This is a genomic window from Sphingomonas adhaesiva, from assembly GCF_002374855.1.
Lineage (GTDB): Bacteria > Pseudomonadota > Alphaproteobacteria > Sphingomonadales > Sphingomonadaceae > Sphingomonas > Sphingomonas adhaesiva.
In genome coordinates this window covers 196729-213164 of record NZ_NWVC01000004.1, presented here as the reverse complement: position 1 = coordinate 213164, position 16436 = coordinate 196729, and the positions used below count along the sequence as shown (strand labels likewise).

13 protein-coding genes are annotated in these 16436 nt (G+C 69.1%); 1 reads left to right on the top strand and 12 read right to left on the bottom strand.

The window, feature by feature from the left end; all coding sequences use genetic code 11:
- Positions 1 to 38 precede the first annotated feature (38 nt).
- The gene (locus COA07_RS18285) at positions 39 to 353 is read left to right on the top strand and encodes a PilZ domain-containing protein (RefSeq protein WP_066708448.1); all 315 of its coding nucleotides are present in this window, start codon (positions 39 to 41) and stop codon (positions 351 to 353) included.
- Here COA07_RS18285 and COA07_RS10645 read toward each other — a convergent pair.
- The 12 genes from COA07_RS10645 to sufC all read right to left on the bottom strand — a co-directional run bounded on the left by COA07_RS10645 (position 316) and on the right by sufC (position 16434).
- Complete coding sequence (locus tag COA07_RS10645) at positions 316 to 2049, bottom strand: glycogen debranching protein (RefSeq protein WP_066708449.1); 1734 nt, start codon at positions 2047 to 2049, stop codon at positions 316 to 318. The two genes, COA07_RS18285 and COA07_RS10645, sit on opposite strands and share 38 nt — an antisense overlap.
- Positions 2046 to 3665 (bottom strand): alpha-D-glucose phosphate-specific phosphoglucomutase, encoded by a 1620-nt coding sequence (locus COA07_RS10640; RefSeq protein WP_066708452.1) that lies wholly within the window; start codon positions 3663 to 3665, stop codon positions 2046 to 2048. The genes COA07_RS10645 and COA07_RS10640 overlap by 4 nt, the downstream gene beginning before the upstream one ends.
- The gene (gene glgA / locus COA07_RS10635; protein ID WP_066708490.1) at positions 3662 to 5113 is read right to left on the bottom strand and encodes a glycogen synthase GlgA; all 1452 of its coding nucleotides are present in this window, start codon (positions 5111 to 5113) and stop codon (positions 3662 to 3664) included. The genes COA07_RS10640 and glgA overlap by 4 nt, the downstream gene beginning before the upstream one ends.
- A 64-nt stretch (positions 5114 to 5177) precedes the next feature.
- On the bottom strand, positions 5178 to 6437 hold the full coding sequence (glgC, locus tag COA07_RS10630) for a glucose-1-phosphate adenylyltransferase (RefSeq protein WP_066708455.1): 1260 nt from the start codon (positions 6435 to 6437) through the stop codon (positions 5178 to 5180).
- Between the two features lie 17 nt (positions 6438 to 6454).
- Complete coding sequence (glgB, locus tag COA07_RS10625; protein ID WP_066708458.1) at positions 6455 to 8623, bottom strand: 1,4-alpha-glucan branching protein GlgB; 2169 nt, start codon at positions 8621 to 8623, stop codon at positions 6455 to 6457.
- Complete coding sequence (locus tag COA07_RS10620) at positions 8620 to 11040, bottom strand: glycogen/starch/alpha-glucan phosphorylase (RefSeq protein WP_373853873.1); 2421 nt, start codon at positions 11038 to 11040, stop codon at positions 8620 to 8622. The genes glgB and COA07_RS10620 overlap by 4 nt, the downstream gene beginning before the upstream one ends.
- 57 nt (positions 11041 to 11097) lie before the next feature.
- The gene (locus COA07_RS10615; RefSeq protein WP_083956760.1) at positions 11098 to 12093 is read right to left on the bottom strand and encodes a YihY/virulence factor BrkB family protein; all 996 of its coding nucleotides are present in this window, start codon (positions 12091 to 12093) and stop codon (positions 11098 to 11100) included.
- A gap of 42 nt (positions 12094 to 12135) precedes the next feature.
- The gene (locus tag COA07_RS10610; RefSeq protein ID WP_066708464.1) at positions 12136 to 12489 is read right to left on the bottom strand and encodes a HesB/IscA family protein; all 354 of its coding nucleotides are present in this window, start codon (positions 12487 to 12489) and stop codon (positions 12136 to 12138) included.
- Positions 12489 to 12968 (bottom strand): SUF system Fe-S cluster assembly protein, encoded by a 480-nt coding sequence (locus tag COA07_RS10605; protein WP_066708467.1) that lies wholly within the window; start codon positions 12966 to 12968, stop codon positions 12489 to 12491. Before COA07_RS10605 ends, COA07_RS10610 begins: the two co-directional genes overlap by 1 nt.
- Positions 12965 to 14176, bottom strand: coding sequence for a cysteine desulfurase (locus COA07_RS10600; protein WP_066708470.1), 1212 nt, complete (start codon positions 14174 to 14176; stop codon positions 12965 to 12967). The genes COA07_RS10605 and COA07_RS10600 overlap by 4 nt, the downstream gene beginning before the upstream one ends.
- Positions 14177 to 14288: 112 nt before the next feature.
- Complete coding sequence (locus COA07_RS10595; protein ID WP_066708473.1) at positions 14289 to 15359, bottom strand: SufD family Fe-S cluster assembly protein; 1071 nt, start codon at positions 15357 to 15359, stop codon at positions 14289 to 14291.
- A 229-nt stretch (positions 15360 to 15588) separates the two neighbouring features.
- The gene (gene sufC, locus COA07_RS10590; protein WP_066708476.1) at positions 15589 to 16434 is read right to left on the bottom strand and encodes a Fe-S cluster assembly ATPase SufC; all 846 of its coding nucleotides are present in this window, start codon (positions 16432 to 16434) and stop codon (positions 15589 to 15591) included.
- Between the last annotated feature and the right edge of the window lie 2 nt (positions 16435 to 16436).

The following is a 16436-nucleotide window of genomic DNA, read 5'->3' as shown; positions in this document are numbered from 1 at the left end:
TCACCTCTTCTTTACCGCCGCCCGCTATCGTGACGGGCATGGCACAGGCGAAGATCGACGATCACGAACAGCGGGCCGACAAAAGGTTGGCCGCGGATTGCCGGGCGGTGGCGCGGGTGGCGTTGCCGGTGACGGTGGTGGACGTGTCGCACCTGGGGGTGCGGGTGCGAGCCGGGGTGGAGTTGCGGGTGGGGTCGGTGTTGAACCTGTCGCTGCCCGGCGAGCTGATCCGGCACGCGCGGATCGTGTGGGGCGAAGGCGAGCTGTTCGGGTGCGAGTTCGCCAAGCCGCTGACCGACGCGGAGCTTTTGCGCGTCAGCGAGGCGACGCGCGACGCCCGTCCGCGATCGTAACCAGCCGCGCGGCGCGATCGACCGTCACGCGCACGTCGTCGAGCACCATCACGAAGCCCGGTGCGCACGCCCAGTCGGCGTCGTCCAAGGGCGTCCCGTCGAGCGAAAACCACCCCAGATCGTGACGAAATGCCGCGGTGCGCAGGACGGACGCATCGCGACGAAGCGCGGACAGACGCGCCACGAACGCCTCCAGATCGCGGTCGCGGCCCGTCCAGTCGATCCAGGTGACGTCATTGTCCTGCGCATAGGCATTGTTGTTGCCTCGCTGCGTCCGGCCGAATTCGTCCCCGGCGCATAACAGGATCGTTCCCCGCGATGCGAACAGCGTCGCCAGCAGCGCACGCGCGTCGGCATGAGGGTCGGCGCTGATCCAGCACACTTCCCCATGATGGCCGTCGCGATTGTCCTCGCCATTAGCGTGGTTGCGGCGTTCGGCGTAGCGGACCGTGTCGGCGAGGGTGAAGCCGTCATGCGCGGCGACGAAATTGACGCTGCGGGTGCGATGCGCGCCGAACACGTCGCTCGACCCCGCCAGCCGCGTAGCCAGCGCCCCCGCCCCGCCATCGCCGCGCCAGAAGCGGCGCACGTCGTCGCGGAAGCGGTCGTTCCATTCCAGCCAGCCGTCGGGAAAGGCGCCCAATTGATAGCCGCCCGGCCCGGTATCCCATGGCTCGGCGATCATCACGCGGCGCGCCAGCAGCGGATCGGCGGCGATCTCCGCAAAGACCGGCGCGGCCGCGTCGAACCCCGGCCCGCGCGCCAGCACGGTCGCCAGATCGAAGCGGAAGCCGTCGACCCCCGCCTGGGTCACGAAATGCCGCAGCGAGGCCAGGAACAGCCGCCGCACCGCCGGGTTCGCGAAATCGAGCGTATTGCCGGTTCCGGCATCGTTGATGAGCGTGCCATCGGGCGCGCGCGCATAGGCCGCATCGTCCAGCCCGCGCAGCGACAGCGTCGGCCCCAGCAGGTCGCTTTCGCCGGTATGGTTGAACACGAGGTCGAGGATCACCCCGATCCCGGCCGCGCGCAGCGCCGCGACCGTGGCGCGCAGTTCGGCGATGCCGCCGGGCGCCAGGCGCGGATCGAGTGCCATCGGCACGACCGGGTTGTAGCCCCAGGCGTTCGACAGCCCGAGCGGGGGCAGATGGCGTTCGTCGATCCACGCGACGATGGGCATCAGTTCGACCGCATCGACCCCGATATGGCGCAGATGCGCGATCACCGCGGGATGCGCCAGCGCTGCGATCGTCCCGCGCTGAGCCGCGGGCACGTCGGGATGCCGCATCGTGAAGCCGCGGACGTTGAGTTCGTAGATCACGCCGCCCGGTTCGAACAGCGGCGGCAGGTCAAGCGCGGGCAGCGGCGCGGTGACGACCGCGCGCGGCACCAGCGCGGCGGTATCCTGCCCGACGATGCCGAGCAGGGGGTCATAGGCAAACGGGCGATCGAGCGTCACCGCCGCGGGATCGACCAGCAGCTTCGCCACGTCGAACGGCGGCGGGCCGTCGGCGCGCAAGCCGTAGCGCGCGCCCTCCCCGATCCCCGGAACGGTGACGCGCCAGTCGTCGCCGTCGCGCTGCATCGGGATGCGGCCTTCACCGCCATCCTCGTCGAACAGGCACAACCAGACCGCATCGGCACGCGGGCTGCGCACCGAAAAGGCGACGGCGTCGCCCGCGATCGTCGCGGTCACGTCACCACGTCGGGCCGGGTGCGGCCGGTGTGGCGCGCGATCCCGGCGATCTCCTCCGCCGCGGCGACGATGTCGGCCAGCATCGTGCCGGTATCGGTATCGAGATAGCCGTCCGCCGGCTCGTAACGTTCCAGATAGACGCGCAGCGTGGCGCCGCTGGTGCCGGTGCCCGACAGGCGGAAGACGACGCGGCTTCCGCCGTCGAACAGCACGCGCACGCCCTGGTTGGCGCTGACCGAATCGTCGGTGGGATCGCGATAGGCGAAGTCGTCCGCCGCCGCGACGGTCAGCGGGCCGTAGCGCCGCCCCGGCAGCACCGGCAGATCGGCGCGCAACGCGGCCATCAGCGCGTCGGCGGCGGCGCTGTCCACGCCCTCATAATCGTGCCGCGCGTAATAATTGCGGCCGAACCGCGCCCAGTGATCGCGCGCGATCTCATCAACGCTCTTGCCCGTCGCGGCCAGCATGTTGAGCCACAGCAGCACCGCCCACAGCCCGTCCTTTTCACGGACATGGTCGCTGCCGGTGCCCGCGCTTTCCTCGCCGCAGATCGTCGCCATGCCGGCGTCGAGCAGGTTGCCGAAGAACTTCCAGCCCGTCGGGGTTTCGAACGCCGGGATGCCGAGCGCGGCGGCGACGCGATCGGCGGCGGCGCTGGTCGGCATCGACCGCGCGATCCCGTTCAGCCCGGCGGCATAGCCGGGGGCAAGGTGCGCGTTGGCGGCGAGCATGGCCAGGCTGTCCGACGGGGTGACGAAGCGTCCCCGACCGATGATGAGGTTGCGATCGCCGTCGCCGTCCGACGCGGCGCCGAAATCGGGCGCGTCGGCGGACATCATCAGATCGTACAGGTCGCGCGCATGGACCAGATTGGGGTCGGGGTGATGCCCGCCGAAATCCTCCAGCGGAACGCCGTTGCGCACCGTGCCGGGCGCGAAGCCCAGCCGGCGTTCGAGAATCTCGGTCGCATACGGCCCGGTGACCGCGCTCATCGCGTCGAACGCGATGGTCAGCCCGGCGGCGCGGATCGCGTCGAAATCAAACAACGATTCCATCAGCGCGGCGTAATCGGCAACGGGATCGACGATCTCGACCGTCATCCCCTCCACCGTCACCTCGCCCAAGGTGTCGAGATCGACGTCGGGGCCGCTCGCCGCGTGCCATTCGGTGATCGACAGCGTGCGCGCGTGGATCGCCTCGGTCACCTTTTCCGGGGCGGGGCCGCCGTTGGCGACATTGTATTTGATGCCGAAATCCTCGTCCGGGCCGCCGGGATTGTGGCTGGCCGACAGCACCAGCCCGCCCAGCGCGCCGCGCCGCCGGATCAGGTGGGACGCGGCGGGGGTGGACAGGATGCCCCCCTGCCCCACCACGACGCGCGCGAAGCCGGCGGCGGCGGCCATGCGGATCGCGGTCTGGATGACGGTGCGGTTGAGGTAGCGGCCGTCGCCACCGATCACCAGCGTCGAACCCTCTTTCCCCTCCACCACGTCGAACACCGACTGGATGAAGTTTTCGGCATAGTTGGGCTGCTGGAATACCTTCACCTTCTTGCGCAGGCCGGACGTGCCCGGCTTCTGATCGCTGAACGGCTGGGTCGGGACGGTACGGATCATTCGGTGCAAAGCCCCCGGTAGAGTTGGGCGTAGCGCAGGCCGCTCTTCGCCCAGGAAAAATCGCTGCGCATCCCGCGCCGCTGGATCATCGCCCAGCGATCCGGCGTCGCGTGCAGCGCGATGGTGCGCGCGATCGCCGTATCCAGCGCGTCGCGCGACACGTGGTTGAACTGTACCCCGGTCGCCACGCCCGCGTCGAGCGCGGCTTCGTTGGCGTCGATCACCGTATCGGCCAACCCGCCGGTACGCGCGACGACGGGTACGCAGCCATAGGCCAGGCCGTACAGCTGGGTCAGCCCGCACGGTTCGAACCGCGACGGGATCAGGATGGCATCCGCCCCGCCTTGCAACAGGTGCGACAACGGTTCGTCATAGCCAATGCGCACGCCGATGCGCCCCGGATGGCGATCCGCGGCAAGGCGGAAGGCATGTTCGAGCGCCGCGTCGCCCGAGCCGAGCAGTGCCAGCCGCCCGCCCGCCGCGACCAGCGCGTCGACGCATTCGGCCAGCACGTCCATCCCCTTCTGCCACGTCAGCCGGCTGATGACGGTGAACAGCGGGCCGTCGCCGGCATCCAGCGCGAATTGCGCCTCCACCGCGCGCTTGTTCGCAGGTCGGCGCGACAGGGTGCGATCGGTATAGCGCGCGGCCAGCGCCGTGTCGGTCGCCGGGTTCCACACCGCCGGGTCGATGCCGTTGACGATGCCGGTAACGCGCGCGGCATGGGCAGCGACCAGCCCCTCCAGCCCCATGCCGAATGCGGGGTCCAGTATCTCGCGCGCGTAGGTGGGGCTGACGGTGGTGATCGCGTCGGCGCTTTCCAGCCCGCCCTTCAGCAGGCCGACGCCGCCGTAATATTCGACGCCGTCGATCGCGAACGCTTCGGCGGGAAGATCGAGGTCGGGGAACACCGCCGCGTCGTAGCGGCCCTGGAAGGCAATATTGTGAACCGTCACCACCGTGCGCGCCGGAGTGCCCGGACCGGGGGCGTAGCGCAGATAGGCGGCGGCGAGCGCGGCCTGCCAGTCATGTGCATGCAGGATGTCGAACCGCCGCCCCCTGACCACGCCGGACGCCAGGTCCGCGGCGGCACGCGACAGCGCGGCGAAGCGGCGCCAGTTGTCGTCCCAGTCGCGCCCCAGCGCATCGGTGTACAGGCCGCCGTCGCGCGCGAACAGCGCCGGCGCCTCCAGCACCAGCAGCGGATGCGTGCCGTCGAGCGTGCCCGCCAGCAGCCGCGCGGGCGTGCCCATCAGGCTGGGCCAGCGGTGGATAGCGCGCGGCTTGTCGAGCGAGCGCAGAACCGCGGGATAGCCGGGCAGCAAGGTCGTGACCGCGACGTCGTGCGGCGCGAGCGCGGCGGGCAGCGCGCCGACCACGTCCGCGAGCCCGCCGGTCTTGACCAGCGGATACGCCTCCGACGCGACGGACAGGGCCGCGATGGTCATCGCGCGCGGCCGCCGCCAGCGGCGCGGCACGAACCGGCGGCGGTACGCACGGACCACCGCATCGTCATCCGAGCGCGTCGATCATCGGCTGGGTGATGAGGCAGACGCCCTTGTCGGTGCGGCGGAAACGGCGGGCGTCGAGGTCCGCATCCTCACCCACCACCAGCCCGTCGGGGATCACCACGCCGCGGTCGATCACGACGCGCGACAGCCGCGCACCGCGCCCGATCTTGCAATAGGGCAGCACGACCGCCTCATCGAGCGAGGAGAAGCTGCGCGCGCGGGTGCCGGTCGACACCAGGCTGCGGTGGATGCTGGCGCCGGAGATGATGCAGTCGCCGGAGATCAGGCTGGACACCGCCTGGCCGCGGCGCCCTTCCTCGTCATGGACGAACTTGGCGGGCGGGGTCAGCTCGGCATAGGTCCACAGCGGCCATTCGCGGTCGTAGAGGTCGAGCTGCGGCACGACGTCGGTCAGGTCGATGTTCGCTTCCCAATAGGCATCGACGGTGCCGACGTCGCGCCAATAGGCGGCGGGTTCCTCGGGCGAGCGCACGCAGCTGGCGGAGAAGCGGTGCGCGACCGCCTTGGCGCCCTTCACCAGATGCGGGATGATGTCCTTGCCGAAATCGCGGCTGGAGTTGGGATCGGCGGCGTCGCGGCGCAGCTCCTCGATCAGCGTGCGGGTATGGAAGACGTAGATGCCCAGGCTGGCGAGCGCGACGTCGGGCTGGCCGGGGATCGCGGGGGGATCGGCGGGCTTCTCGACGAAATCTACGATGCGGTCGTTCGCGTCGACGTGCATCACGCCGAACGCGACCGCCTCCATCCGCGGCACCTCCATGCAGGCGACGGTGACGTCGGCACCGCTGTCGACATGCTGGCGCAGCATGATCTCGTAATCCATCTTGTAGATATGGTCGCCGGCCAGGATGACCATGTATTCCGGCGCGATATCCTCGATAATGTCGATGTTCTGGTAGACCGCGTCGGCGGTCCCCTCATACCATTGGAATTCGCTGATCCGCTGGCTGGCGGGCAGGATGTCGAAGCTTTCGTTGCGTTCCGGGCGCAGGAAGTTCCAGCCGCGCTGAAGGTGGCGGATCAGCGAATGCGCCTTGTACTGGGTCGCCACGCCGATGCGGCGGATGCCCGAATTGAGCGCGTTCGACAGCGCGAAGTCGATGATCCGGCTCTTGCCCCCGAAATAGACCGCCGGCTTGGCGCGCGTGTCGGTCAGCTCCTTCAGCCGGCTGCCGCGCCCGCCGGCCAGCACATAGGCCATGGCATCGCGTGCCAGCGGCTGCCCCCGTCGTTCGTCCACGTCGCCTCTCCCCAATATCACGCCGGTTCAAATTCCAGCATTACCGTGCCGAGCGCGGGCAGCGTCACGTGCGCGCCCCCGTCGCTTGCCACGACGCCGCCCAGATTTCCCAGGCCCGAGCCCCAGTAATCGTGCGCGTCGGTGTTGAGTATCTCGCGCCAGCGCCCGTCATGCGGCAGCGGCACGCGGTACGGCATCCGCGCGACGGGCGTCATGTTGACCACCACCGCGACCGGCGGCGCACCCGGCGCGCGGCGCAGCCAGGCGAACACCGACTGGTCGGCATCGTCGGCGATCAGCCATTCGAACCCCTCGCCCTCGCAGTCGCGCGCGTGGAGCGCGGGGCGGGTGCGGTAGAGCTGGTTGAGGTCGCGCACCAGCTTGCGCACCCCGTCGTGCGCGGCCGAGCGGGTCAGATGCCAGTCGAGCGCGCGTTCCTCGCTCCATTCGCGGCGCTGCGCGAATTCCTGCCCCATGAACAGCAGCTTCTTGCCCGGATAGCCCCACATCAGCGCATAATAGGCGCGCAGGTTGGCGAATTGCTGCCAGTCGTCGCCCGACATCTTGGCGAGCAGCGATCCCTTGCCGTGCACCACTTCGTCATGGCTGAGCGGCAGCACGAAATTCTCGGTAAAGGCATAGACCAGCCCGAAGGTGATTTCGTGATGGTGATGCCGGCGGTGCACCGGCTCGCGCGCCATGTACTGGAGCGTGTCGTGCATCCAGCCCATGTTCCACTTGAACCCGAACCCCAGGCTTTCGCGCGGCCCTTCCGCAAAGGCGGGTGTCGTCACGCCGGGCCAGCTCGTCGATTCCTCCGCGACGGTGAAGACGCCGGGATGTTGCGCATAGACGGCGCGATTGGTCTGGCGCAGGAAGTCCACCGCCTCCCAATTCTCGCGCCCGCCGGCCTCGTTGGGGATCCACTCGCCCGCGGGGCGCGAATAGTCGCGGTACAGCATCGAGGCGACCGCATCGACGCGCAGCCCGTCGACATGATAGCGATCGGCCCAGAACAGCGCATTGTTGGCCAGGAACGCCGCCACCTCGCGCCGTCCGAAATTGTAGATCGCGGTGTTCCAGTCGGGGTGGAAGCCGAGCCGCGGATCGTCATGTTCGTAGAGCGCGGTGCCGTCGAAGCGCGACAGGCCATGCGCATCGACCGGGAAATGCGCCGGCACCCAGTCGATCAGCACGCCCAGCCCGGCGCGATGCGCGCCGTCGACGAAGCGCGCGAACCCCTCCACATCGCCGAACCGCGCGCTGGGCGCATACAGCCCGGTCGTCTGATAGCCCCAGCTGGGATCATAGGGGTGTTCGGACACCGGCATGAATTCGATGTGGGTGAACCCCATCGACACGACATAGGGGATCAGCCGTTCCGCCAGTTGGTCCCACGACAGGAACCAGCCGTTTTCGTCGCGGTCCCACGACCCGGCATGGACCTCGTAGATGCTGATCGGCACGCGGCGCGGATCGACCGCGGCCCAGGCGGCGCGGTGCGCGGCATCGCCCCATTCGTGCGCCAGCGGCGCGGCGGTCACCGACGCGGTCTTCGGCCGCAATTCGGTGGCGAAGGCGAAGGGATCGGCCTTGAGCGGCTGGAGCGTCCCGTCCGGCCCGATGATCGAGAACTTGTAGGCACGCCCGGCACCGATGTCGGGCAGGAAAATTTCCCACACCCCGGTATCGCCGCGCCGCCGCATGATGTGCCGGCGCGCGTCCCAGTCGTTGAAGTCGCCAACCAGCGCGACGCGCCGCGCATTCGGCGCCCAGACCGCGAAATGGACCCCGGCCGCGCCCTCATGCTCGATCAGATGCGCACCCAGCTTGTCGTACAGCCGGGTGTGCGTCCCCTCGTTCATCAGGAAGTCGTCGACCGGCCCCAGCACGGGGCCGTAGCTGTACGGATCGCCGACCCACCATTCGGCGCCGCCGCCCTGCGCGCGATAGCGCAGCGGCTGGCGCGGGCCGTCGATGACCCCTTCGAACAGGCCGGCGTCGTCGACCCGGTCGAGCGTGCCCAGCGGCTTGCCCGACAGATCATGCGCCCCCACCGTATCCGCCCCGGGTATCCACGCTCGCGCAAAGAGTCCGGCCGGCCCCTCATGCGGCCCCAACAGGGCGAACGGATCGTCGCTGGTCCCGTCCAGCAGCGCCCTGATCGCGGCCGCGGGGGGCTTCACATCACGCCCCAGATCTCGCGCGCATATTCCGCAATGGTGCGATCGGACGAGAACCAGCCCATGTTCGCGACGTTGAGGATGGTAGAGCGCCGCCAGCGGTCACGGTCCGCCCAGCGCGCATCGACCTGCCGCTGCGCCGCCGTATACGAATCGAAATCGGCAACGACCATGAACCAGTCGCTGTCGTACAGGCCGTTCATCAGATCGCGGTAACGGTTGGGGTCATCGGGAGAGAACACTCCGGAAGCGATAGCGTTCACCGCCTGCGACAATTCTTTCGACCCCTCGATCACCTCGCGCGGGCGGTAGCCGTCGGCGCGCTTGGCCGCGACCTCGTCCGCGGTCAGGCCGAAGATGACGATATGGTCGTCGCCGACATGATCCTTGATCTCGATGTTCGCGCCGTCGAGCGTCCCGATCGTCAGCGCGCCGTTGAGCGCGAACTTCATGTTGCCGGTGCCCGATGCCTCCATGCCGGCGGTGGAGATCTGTTCGGACAGATCGGCGGCCGGCACCATCCGCTCGGCCAGGCTGACGTTGTAATTGGGGACGAACGCGACCTTCAGCAGCCCGTCGATCGACGGATCGGAATTGACGCGCCGCGCGACGTCGTTGGCCAGTTTGATGATGAGCTTGGCATTGTGATAGCTGGACGCGGCCTTCCCGGCGAACAGCTTCACGCGCGGCACCCAGTCGCGTTCGGGGTGGCTGCGGATCTGGTCGTAGAGCGCGACCGTCTCGATGATGTTGAGCAGCTGCCGCTTGTATTCGTGGATGCGCTTGATCTGCACGTCGAACAGCGCGTCGGGATCGAGCCGCAGCCCCATGGCGTCGCGCAGGTGATGCACCAGCGCCACCTTGTTCGCGCGCTTGATCGCGGCGAAGCGTTCGCGGAACGACGCATCGTCGGCCATCGGCACCAGCGCGGTCAGTTTCAGCGCATCGTCGGAAAAGCCGTCGCCGATCGCCTCACGCACCAGGGCGGTCAGCCCCGGATTGCATTCCTGCAACCAGCGACGCGGGGTGATGCCGTTGGTCTTGTTGTTGATCCGGTCGGGATACAGGCGGTGCAGGTCGGCGAAGACGGTGCTCTTCATCAGCTGCGTATGCAGCGCCGCGACGCCGTTGACGCTGTGCGCGCCGGCAAAGGCCAGGTTGGCCATGCGCACGCGGCGTTCCCCGCCCTCGTCGATCAGGCTGATCGCGGCGATCGCGCGCTCGTCCACGCCATCGGCCTTGCGCGCCTCGCGCAGCAGGCGGGCGTTGATCGCATAGACCAGCTGCATGTGGCGCGGCAGCAGCCGCTCGAACAGCGGCAGCGGCCAGCTTTCCAGCGCCTCGGGCAGCAATGTGTGGTTGGTGTAGCCGAACGTCTTCTGGGTGATCCCCCAGGCCTCGTCGAACGACAGGTCGTGATGGTCGATGAGCAGCCGCATCAGTTCGGCGACCGACACCGCCGGATGGGTATCGTTGAGCTGGATTGCCGCCTTGTCCGGCAGCGTGCGGATATCGCCGAAATACTGGACGTGCCGGCGCACGATGTCCTGGATCGAGGCGGAGGAGAAGAAATATTCCTGCCGCAGCCGCAATTCCTGCCCGGCGGCGGTGGAATCGTTGGGATAGAGGACGCGCACCAGCGTTTCGGCGCGCAGCTGGTCCGCCAGCGCGCCCTGGAAATCGCCGCGGTTGAACGCGTCGAGCTTGAACGGATCGAGGCTGATCGCGGTCCACAGCCGCAGCGTATTCACGCGGCGCGCGCGCCACCCGACGACCGGCGTGTCGACCGCGACCGCCTCCACCGCCTCGGCCGGGACCCATTGCACGACGCCCTGTTCGGTGCCGATCACTTCCCCGCCGAAGCCGACGAAATAAGCGCTTTCGCGCCGTTCGAATTCCCACGGATTGCCGTGCGCCAGCCAGGTTTCGGGCAGTTCGGTCTGCCAGCCGTCGTCGATCCGCTGGCGGAACATGCCGTTCACGTAGCGGATGCCGTAGCCATAAGCAGGCAGGTCTAGCGTCGCGAGGCTTTCCATGAAGCACGCCGCCAGCCGCCCGAGGCCGCCGTTGCCCAGTGCGGCGTCGCTTTCGATCTCCTCCAGCTCCGGCAGCGCGACGCCCAGCTGCGCCAGCGCCTCGGCCACCTCGTCACGGCGCGCCAGATTGGCGAGCGCGTCGCGCAGCAGCCGCCCGATCAGGAATTCCAGGCTGAGGTAATAGACGCGCTTGGCCCCCGCGGCATGCGCGGCGCGGGTGGAATCCATCCAGCGTTCGACGATCTCGTTACGGACGGTCAGGATCGTCGCGGCGAGCCAGTCGTGAGGCAGCGCGGCATGTTCGTCCTTGCCGATGCGGTGGACCAAGGTGTCGACGATGGCATGCGCCAGCGGCCCGCGCGCGGTGTCGTTCGTAACGGTCAAGATCGTCCCCCCAGCGGCGATGTCGCTGGCGAGCCTAGCCACAGCGCGGCGCGCTTGTCACCTGCTGCGCGCGCGCCACGCGAACAACGCAAGACCCAGCGCGGCGAGGCCAGCGGTGGCGAGCAGGCCGCTGTCCGCCGCGAGCGGCGGCGGGGTGGCTGCGGGCGGCGCCCCCTCCACCGGCGAAGCGTGGCAGGCGCGGTAGAGCTGCACGTCGAGCGCGGCGCCCAGCAGGAACGCATAGGCGCTGAGCCACAGCCACGTCAGCAGCACCACGATCGCCCCCAGCGACCCATAGGTGGCGCCGTAATTGCCGAAGTTCACGACATAGATGCTGAACCCCGTGGTCGCCGCCAGCCACACGATCGTCGCCAGCACCGCGCCCGGCGTGCCCCAGCGCAGCCGGGCGCGCGGCCGATACGGCGCGAAGCGGAACAGCAGCGACGCACCGGTCACCGCCACCGCCGCCATCAGCAGGTAGGTGCACAGCCCGATCGCGGTACGCACGATCGCGGGAGTGCCGGGGATGAGGTTGCCCAGGAAGGCGGTGACCGTGCTGGAACTGACCCCGACCAGCATCAGCACCACCCCGCCCGCCACGACCGCGAAGGCGGTCAGCATCCAGACGAGATAGTTGCGCTTCTCCTTCGCCTCGTAGGCGACGTTGAGCGCGGTCATCATCGCGGTGGCGGCGCGGCTGCCGCCGTAGATCGCGATCACCAGCGCGATGACGAGACCGAGCCCCTTCTTCCCCTCGCTGCCGGAGACTACCATGTCCATCTGCTGCCCGATCAGCCGCGCGGCATCGGCGGGCAGCAGGTCGAACAGCACGCGGATGTTCGCCTGTACCGTCTGCGCATCCGCTATCAGGCCGTAGGTGAGCACCGACGCGGCCAGGATCGGCGCGATCGAGGAAAAGGCGTAGAAGGCGGTGCCCGCCGCGATCAGCCCGAGGTTGTCGTCGTTCGACGCGGTGTAGGCGCGCCGCAGCATACCCCACCAGTCGCGCCGGAATTCACGCCAGAAATCGGCGGAGGAAAGATTTGCCCGCATGACGGGGGAACGCGGGAGCGGCCGGGCGGGTCCGCGTGCCGGTCAGACGGTGAAGCTTTCCCCGCAGCCGCACGCGCCCTTGGCATTGGGATTGTCGAACACGAAGCCGGCGGTGAAATCGTCCTCCACCCAGTTCATCGTCGAGCCGATCAGGTACAGGATCGACGCGCCGTCGACATAGAGCGTGCCGCCGGGTGTCTCGATCACCTCGTCGAACGGCGTCGCCTCGGTCACGTAATCGACCGAATAGGCAAGGCCGGAACAGCCGCGGCGCGGGGTCGACAGCTTGACACCGATCGCGCCTTCCGGCGCCTTGCCCATCAGTTCGGCGATGCGCGCCTCGGCGGTGGCGGTGAGGTTGAGCGCCGCGGGGCGCGGGCGGGCGACGGTGGCCATTACAGCATCCCCAGTTCGAGCTTGGCATCGTCCGACATCTTCTGCGGATCCCAGGGCGGGTCCCAGACGAGGTTGACGTCGGCAAAGGCGATGCCCGGCACCGCGGCTACGCGCATCTCCACCTCGCCCGGCATGGATTCGGCGACAGGGCAATGCGGCGTCGTCAGCGTCATGGTGACGACGGCATGGCCCGCATCGGTCACCTCGACACCGTAGATCAGCCCCAGGTCGTAGATGTTGACCGGGATCTCGGGGTCGAAAATGTCCTTGAGCGCGTCGATCACACCTTCGTACAGCGCGCCGCCCGGTTCGTGGGGGGCGCCGTCCGACGCGGGTTTCTGCGCCAGGAAACCGGCCAGATAGTCGCGCTCGCGGGCGGGCTCGCGGGCGGGGGGCGATCCCTCCGCCGCATCCTCGACGCGCGCGCGCGGCGGCGGCGCGACGGTGTCCACTTCCTCGACCTTGATGGGGTCGCTCATCCGAAAATCCTCACTACCCGTTCCATGCCCGCGACCAACGCGTCGATATCGGCCGCGCCGTTATAGACGCCGAAGCTGGCGCGCGCGGTCGCCTCCACCCCCAGCACCCCCATCAGCGGCTGCGCGCAATGATGGCCGGCGCGGATCGCCACGCGATGTTCGTCCAAGATGGTGCCGATGTCGTGCGGATGCACCCCCTGCAGCGCGAAGGAGACGATCCCGGCCGAATCCGCCGGCCCGAACAGGCGCAGCGAATTGATCCGCGACAGCGCCGCGCGCGCATCCGCGACCAGCGCGGTTTCGTGCGCGTGGATGCGCGACAGGCCGATGCCGGTCACGTAATCGACCGCCGCCGCCAGCCCCAGCGCGCCGACGATATGCGGCGTGCCCGCCTCGAACCGGGTCGGCGCGGGGGCGTAGGTGGTGCGTTCGAACGACACGCGGTCGATCATCGACCCGCCGCCCTGGTACGGCGGCATCGCGTCGAGCAGTTCGCCCCGCGCCCACAGCACGCCGATGCCGGTCGGGCCGTAGAGCTTGTGGCCGGAAAAGACGTAGAAATCGCAGCCCAGCGCGGCCACGTCGACCGGCAGCCGCGCAACCGCCTGGCATCCGTCGATCAGGATGTGTGCGCCGACCGAATGCGCGATCGTGCAGGCGCGCTCCACGTCGAGCACCGAGCCGAGCACGTTCGAGACATGCGCCAGCGCGACCAGTTTGTGTTCCGGCCGGATCATCGCGGCCATCGCGTCCAGGTCGATGCGGTGATCGTCGGTCAGCGGCACGACGTCGATCGCGGCGCCGACCCGTTCCGCCACCATCTGCCACGGCACGATGTTGCTGTGATGCTCCAGCTGCGACAGGAGGATGCGGTCGCCGGCCTTCAGCTGGTTCGCCGCCCAGCTGTTGGCGACGAGGTTGATCCCCTCCGTCGCGCCGCGCACGAACACGATCTCGTCCGGCTTCGCGCCCACGAAGCGCGCCACGGTGCCGCGTGCGGCCTCATAGGCGAGCGTCATGTCGGCCGACCGCTGGTACACGCCGCGATGGACGGTGGCGTAGGTGGTGTCGTAGCCGCGCGCGATCGCGTCGATCACCGCGCGCGGCTTCTGCGCGGTGGCGGCGGTGTCGAGATAGGCCCAACCGTCGGGGATCGCGGGAAAGTCCGCGACGACGTCGAGCGGGGCTTCGGTGGCGGACACGGTCATGCGGCACCGCCAATGTTGCGAATGTTGAGACGATCGCGGGGTATCGCGGAAGACTCGACATTCGTGGTCATGGCCGCACCATCGGCCGATCGGGCGGTGTAGGACAGCCGCGTCATAACGCGCGCTCCAGCCAGGCGTCGGCATCGGCGGCGAAGGCGTCGCGCACCGTATCGTCCGCGATCCGGTCGAGCGCGTCGGCGACGAAGGCGCGGGTCAGCAGCGCCTTGGCGCGCGGCGCGGGGATACCGCGGCTGGCCATGTAGAAGAGCGCGCGCGCATCCAGCTCGCCGACCGTCGCGCCATGCGCGCATTTCACGTCGTCGGCGAAGATCTCCAGCTCGGGCTTCAGGTTCACCGTCGCGGTGCGTTGCAGCAGCAGCCCGCGCAGCGACTGTTCGCCATCGGTCTTCTGCGCATGGCGCGCCACCTCGACCGCGGCGGCAAGGCTGGCCTGCGACGTGTCGGCGGCGACCGCGCGCCACAATTGGTGCGACTGGCCGTTGGGGGCGGCGTGGCGGACGCGGACGGCGCATTCCTGCTTCGTCGCGTCGCGGGTCAGCAGCGCGCCGCCGAACTCGGCGTAGCCGCCCGCCCCGGCCAGCGTGATCGCGGCATCGACGCGTGCGCCCTGATCGCCCGCGCCCAGCACGGTCGCGACATAGCTGGCGCCCTCCCCCAGTTCCGCATCGTCGCGCAGCGAGACGAAGCCGGCGTCCTGCGTCATCCGCACCGCGCGCATCAGCCGCGCGGCATGGCCCAGCCGGATACGCGTGTGGCGGTTCGACCAGCCCGCGCCGACGAAGGTTTCGACCAGCTGCGCCGACGTGTCGGCGGCGAGCACGATCTCGGCCGCGACATGGTTCTGCCCGCCGGTCGCGACGTGGACGATCTGTACCGGATCGGCGACCGCCCCGGCATCGAGGTGGAGCGACCAGCCGTGCGTCGCGCGCGCGCCCAGCGGATGGTCGCCGGGGGTCAGGTCGCCGATGCGGACGCGGTGCAGGTCGCTGGCGGCGTCATCCAGCACGCCGTCGACGAACAGCAGCCTGGCGCCGGGCAGGTCGAGGAAATCGGCCTTCGCCGGCGCGACCGGCGCGAGCGCGGCGGCGGCGGCTATCCCGCCGGTATCGGCCCAGCGCCATGCTTCCTGGCGGGTGGAGGGCAGGTCGAGGACGTCGGTCATGCGGCGCTCCGCGGGGTTTGTGCACGCGAAGACGCGACGGCGCGACGAAGAAGGGGATATCGCGCAGAGACGCAGAGACGCAGAGAGGTGGGAGACTGCCGCGACAGCGGCCCTTCGACATCTCCGTCGCGATGATGAGGGCGCGCTGCCGCGCGCGATCCCTCTCTGCGCCTCTGCGTCTCTGCGCGAACAACGTTCTTCGCGTCGTCGCGGCGTCGCGTGACCGTCATCACGCCGCCACCTCGGCCCCGACGCCGACGTAGCCCTCGCGTTCCAGCTGCAACGCCAGTTCGGGGCCGCCCGAGCGGGTGATGCGGCCGTCGGCCAGCACGTGGACGCGATCCGGCTTCACGTAATCGAGCAGCCGCTGGTAATGGGTGATGAGCAGCACCGCCTTGTCCGGGCGGCGCATGATGCGGTTAATGCCGTCGCCGACGATGCGCAGCGCGTCGATGTCGAGGCCGGAGTCGGTTTCGTCGAGGATCGCGAAGGCCGGGTCGATGATGCCCATCTGCACCATTTCGTTGCGCTTCTTCTCGCCGCCCGAGAAACCGACGTTGACCGGGCGCTTGAGCATGTCCTGCTGGAGGCCCAGCGCATCGGCCTGTGCGCGGGCGAGCTTCAGGAACTCCGCGCCCGACAGCGGCTTCTCGCCGCGCTGCGCGCGCTGCGCGTTGAGGCTTTCGCGCAGGAACTGGACGTTCGACACGCCGGGGATTTCGACCGGATACTGGAAGCCGAGGAAGACACCGGCGGCGGCGCGCTCGTGCGGTTCGAGGTCGAGGAGGTCGATCCAGCCGTCCGCCGTGCTCCGGCGCAGGCCGGAGCCGTGGTCGTCGTCAGCCTCGCGCTCGCCACCGCTCCGGCCTTCGCCGGAGCACGGAGGCAGGAAGCGGATGGACCCTGCGGTCACCTCATAACCGGGGCGGCCGCCCAGGACATAGCCGAGCGTCGACTTGCCCGCGCCGTTCGGCCCCATGATCGCGTGGATCTCGCCCGCGTTCACCTCGAGCGAGAGACCCTTGAGGATTTCCTTGCCGTCAATTTCGGCGTGCAGGTTTTCAATCTTGAGCATTC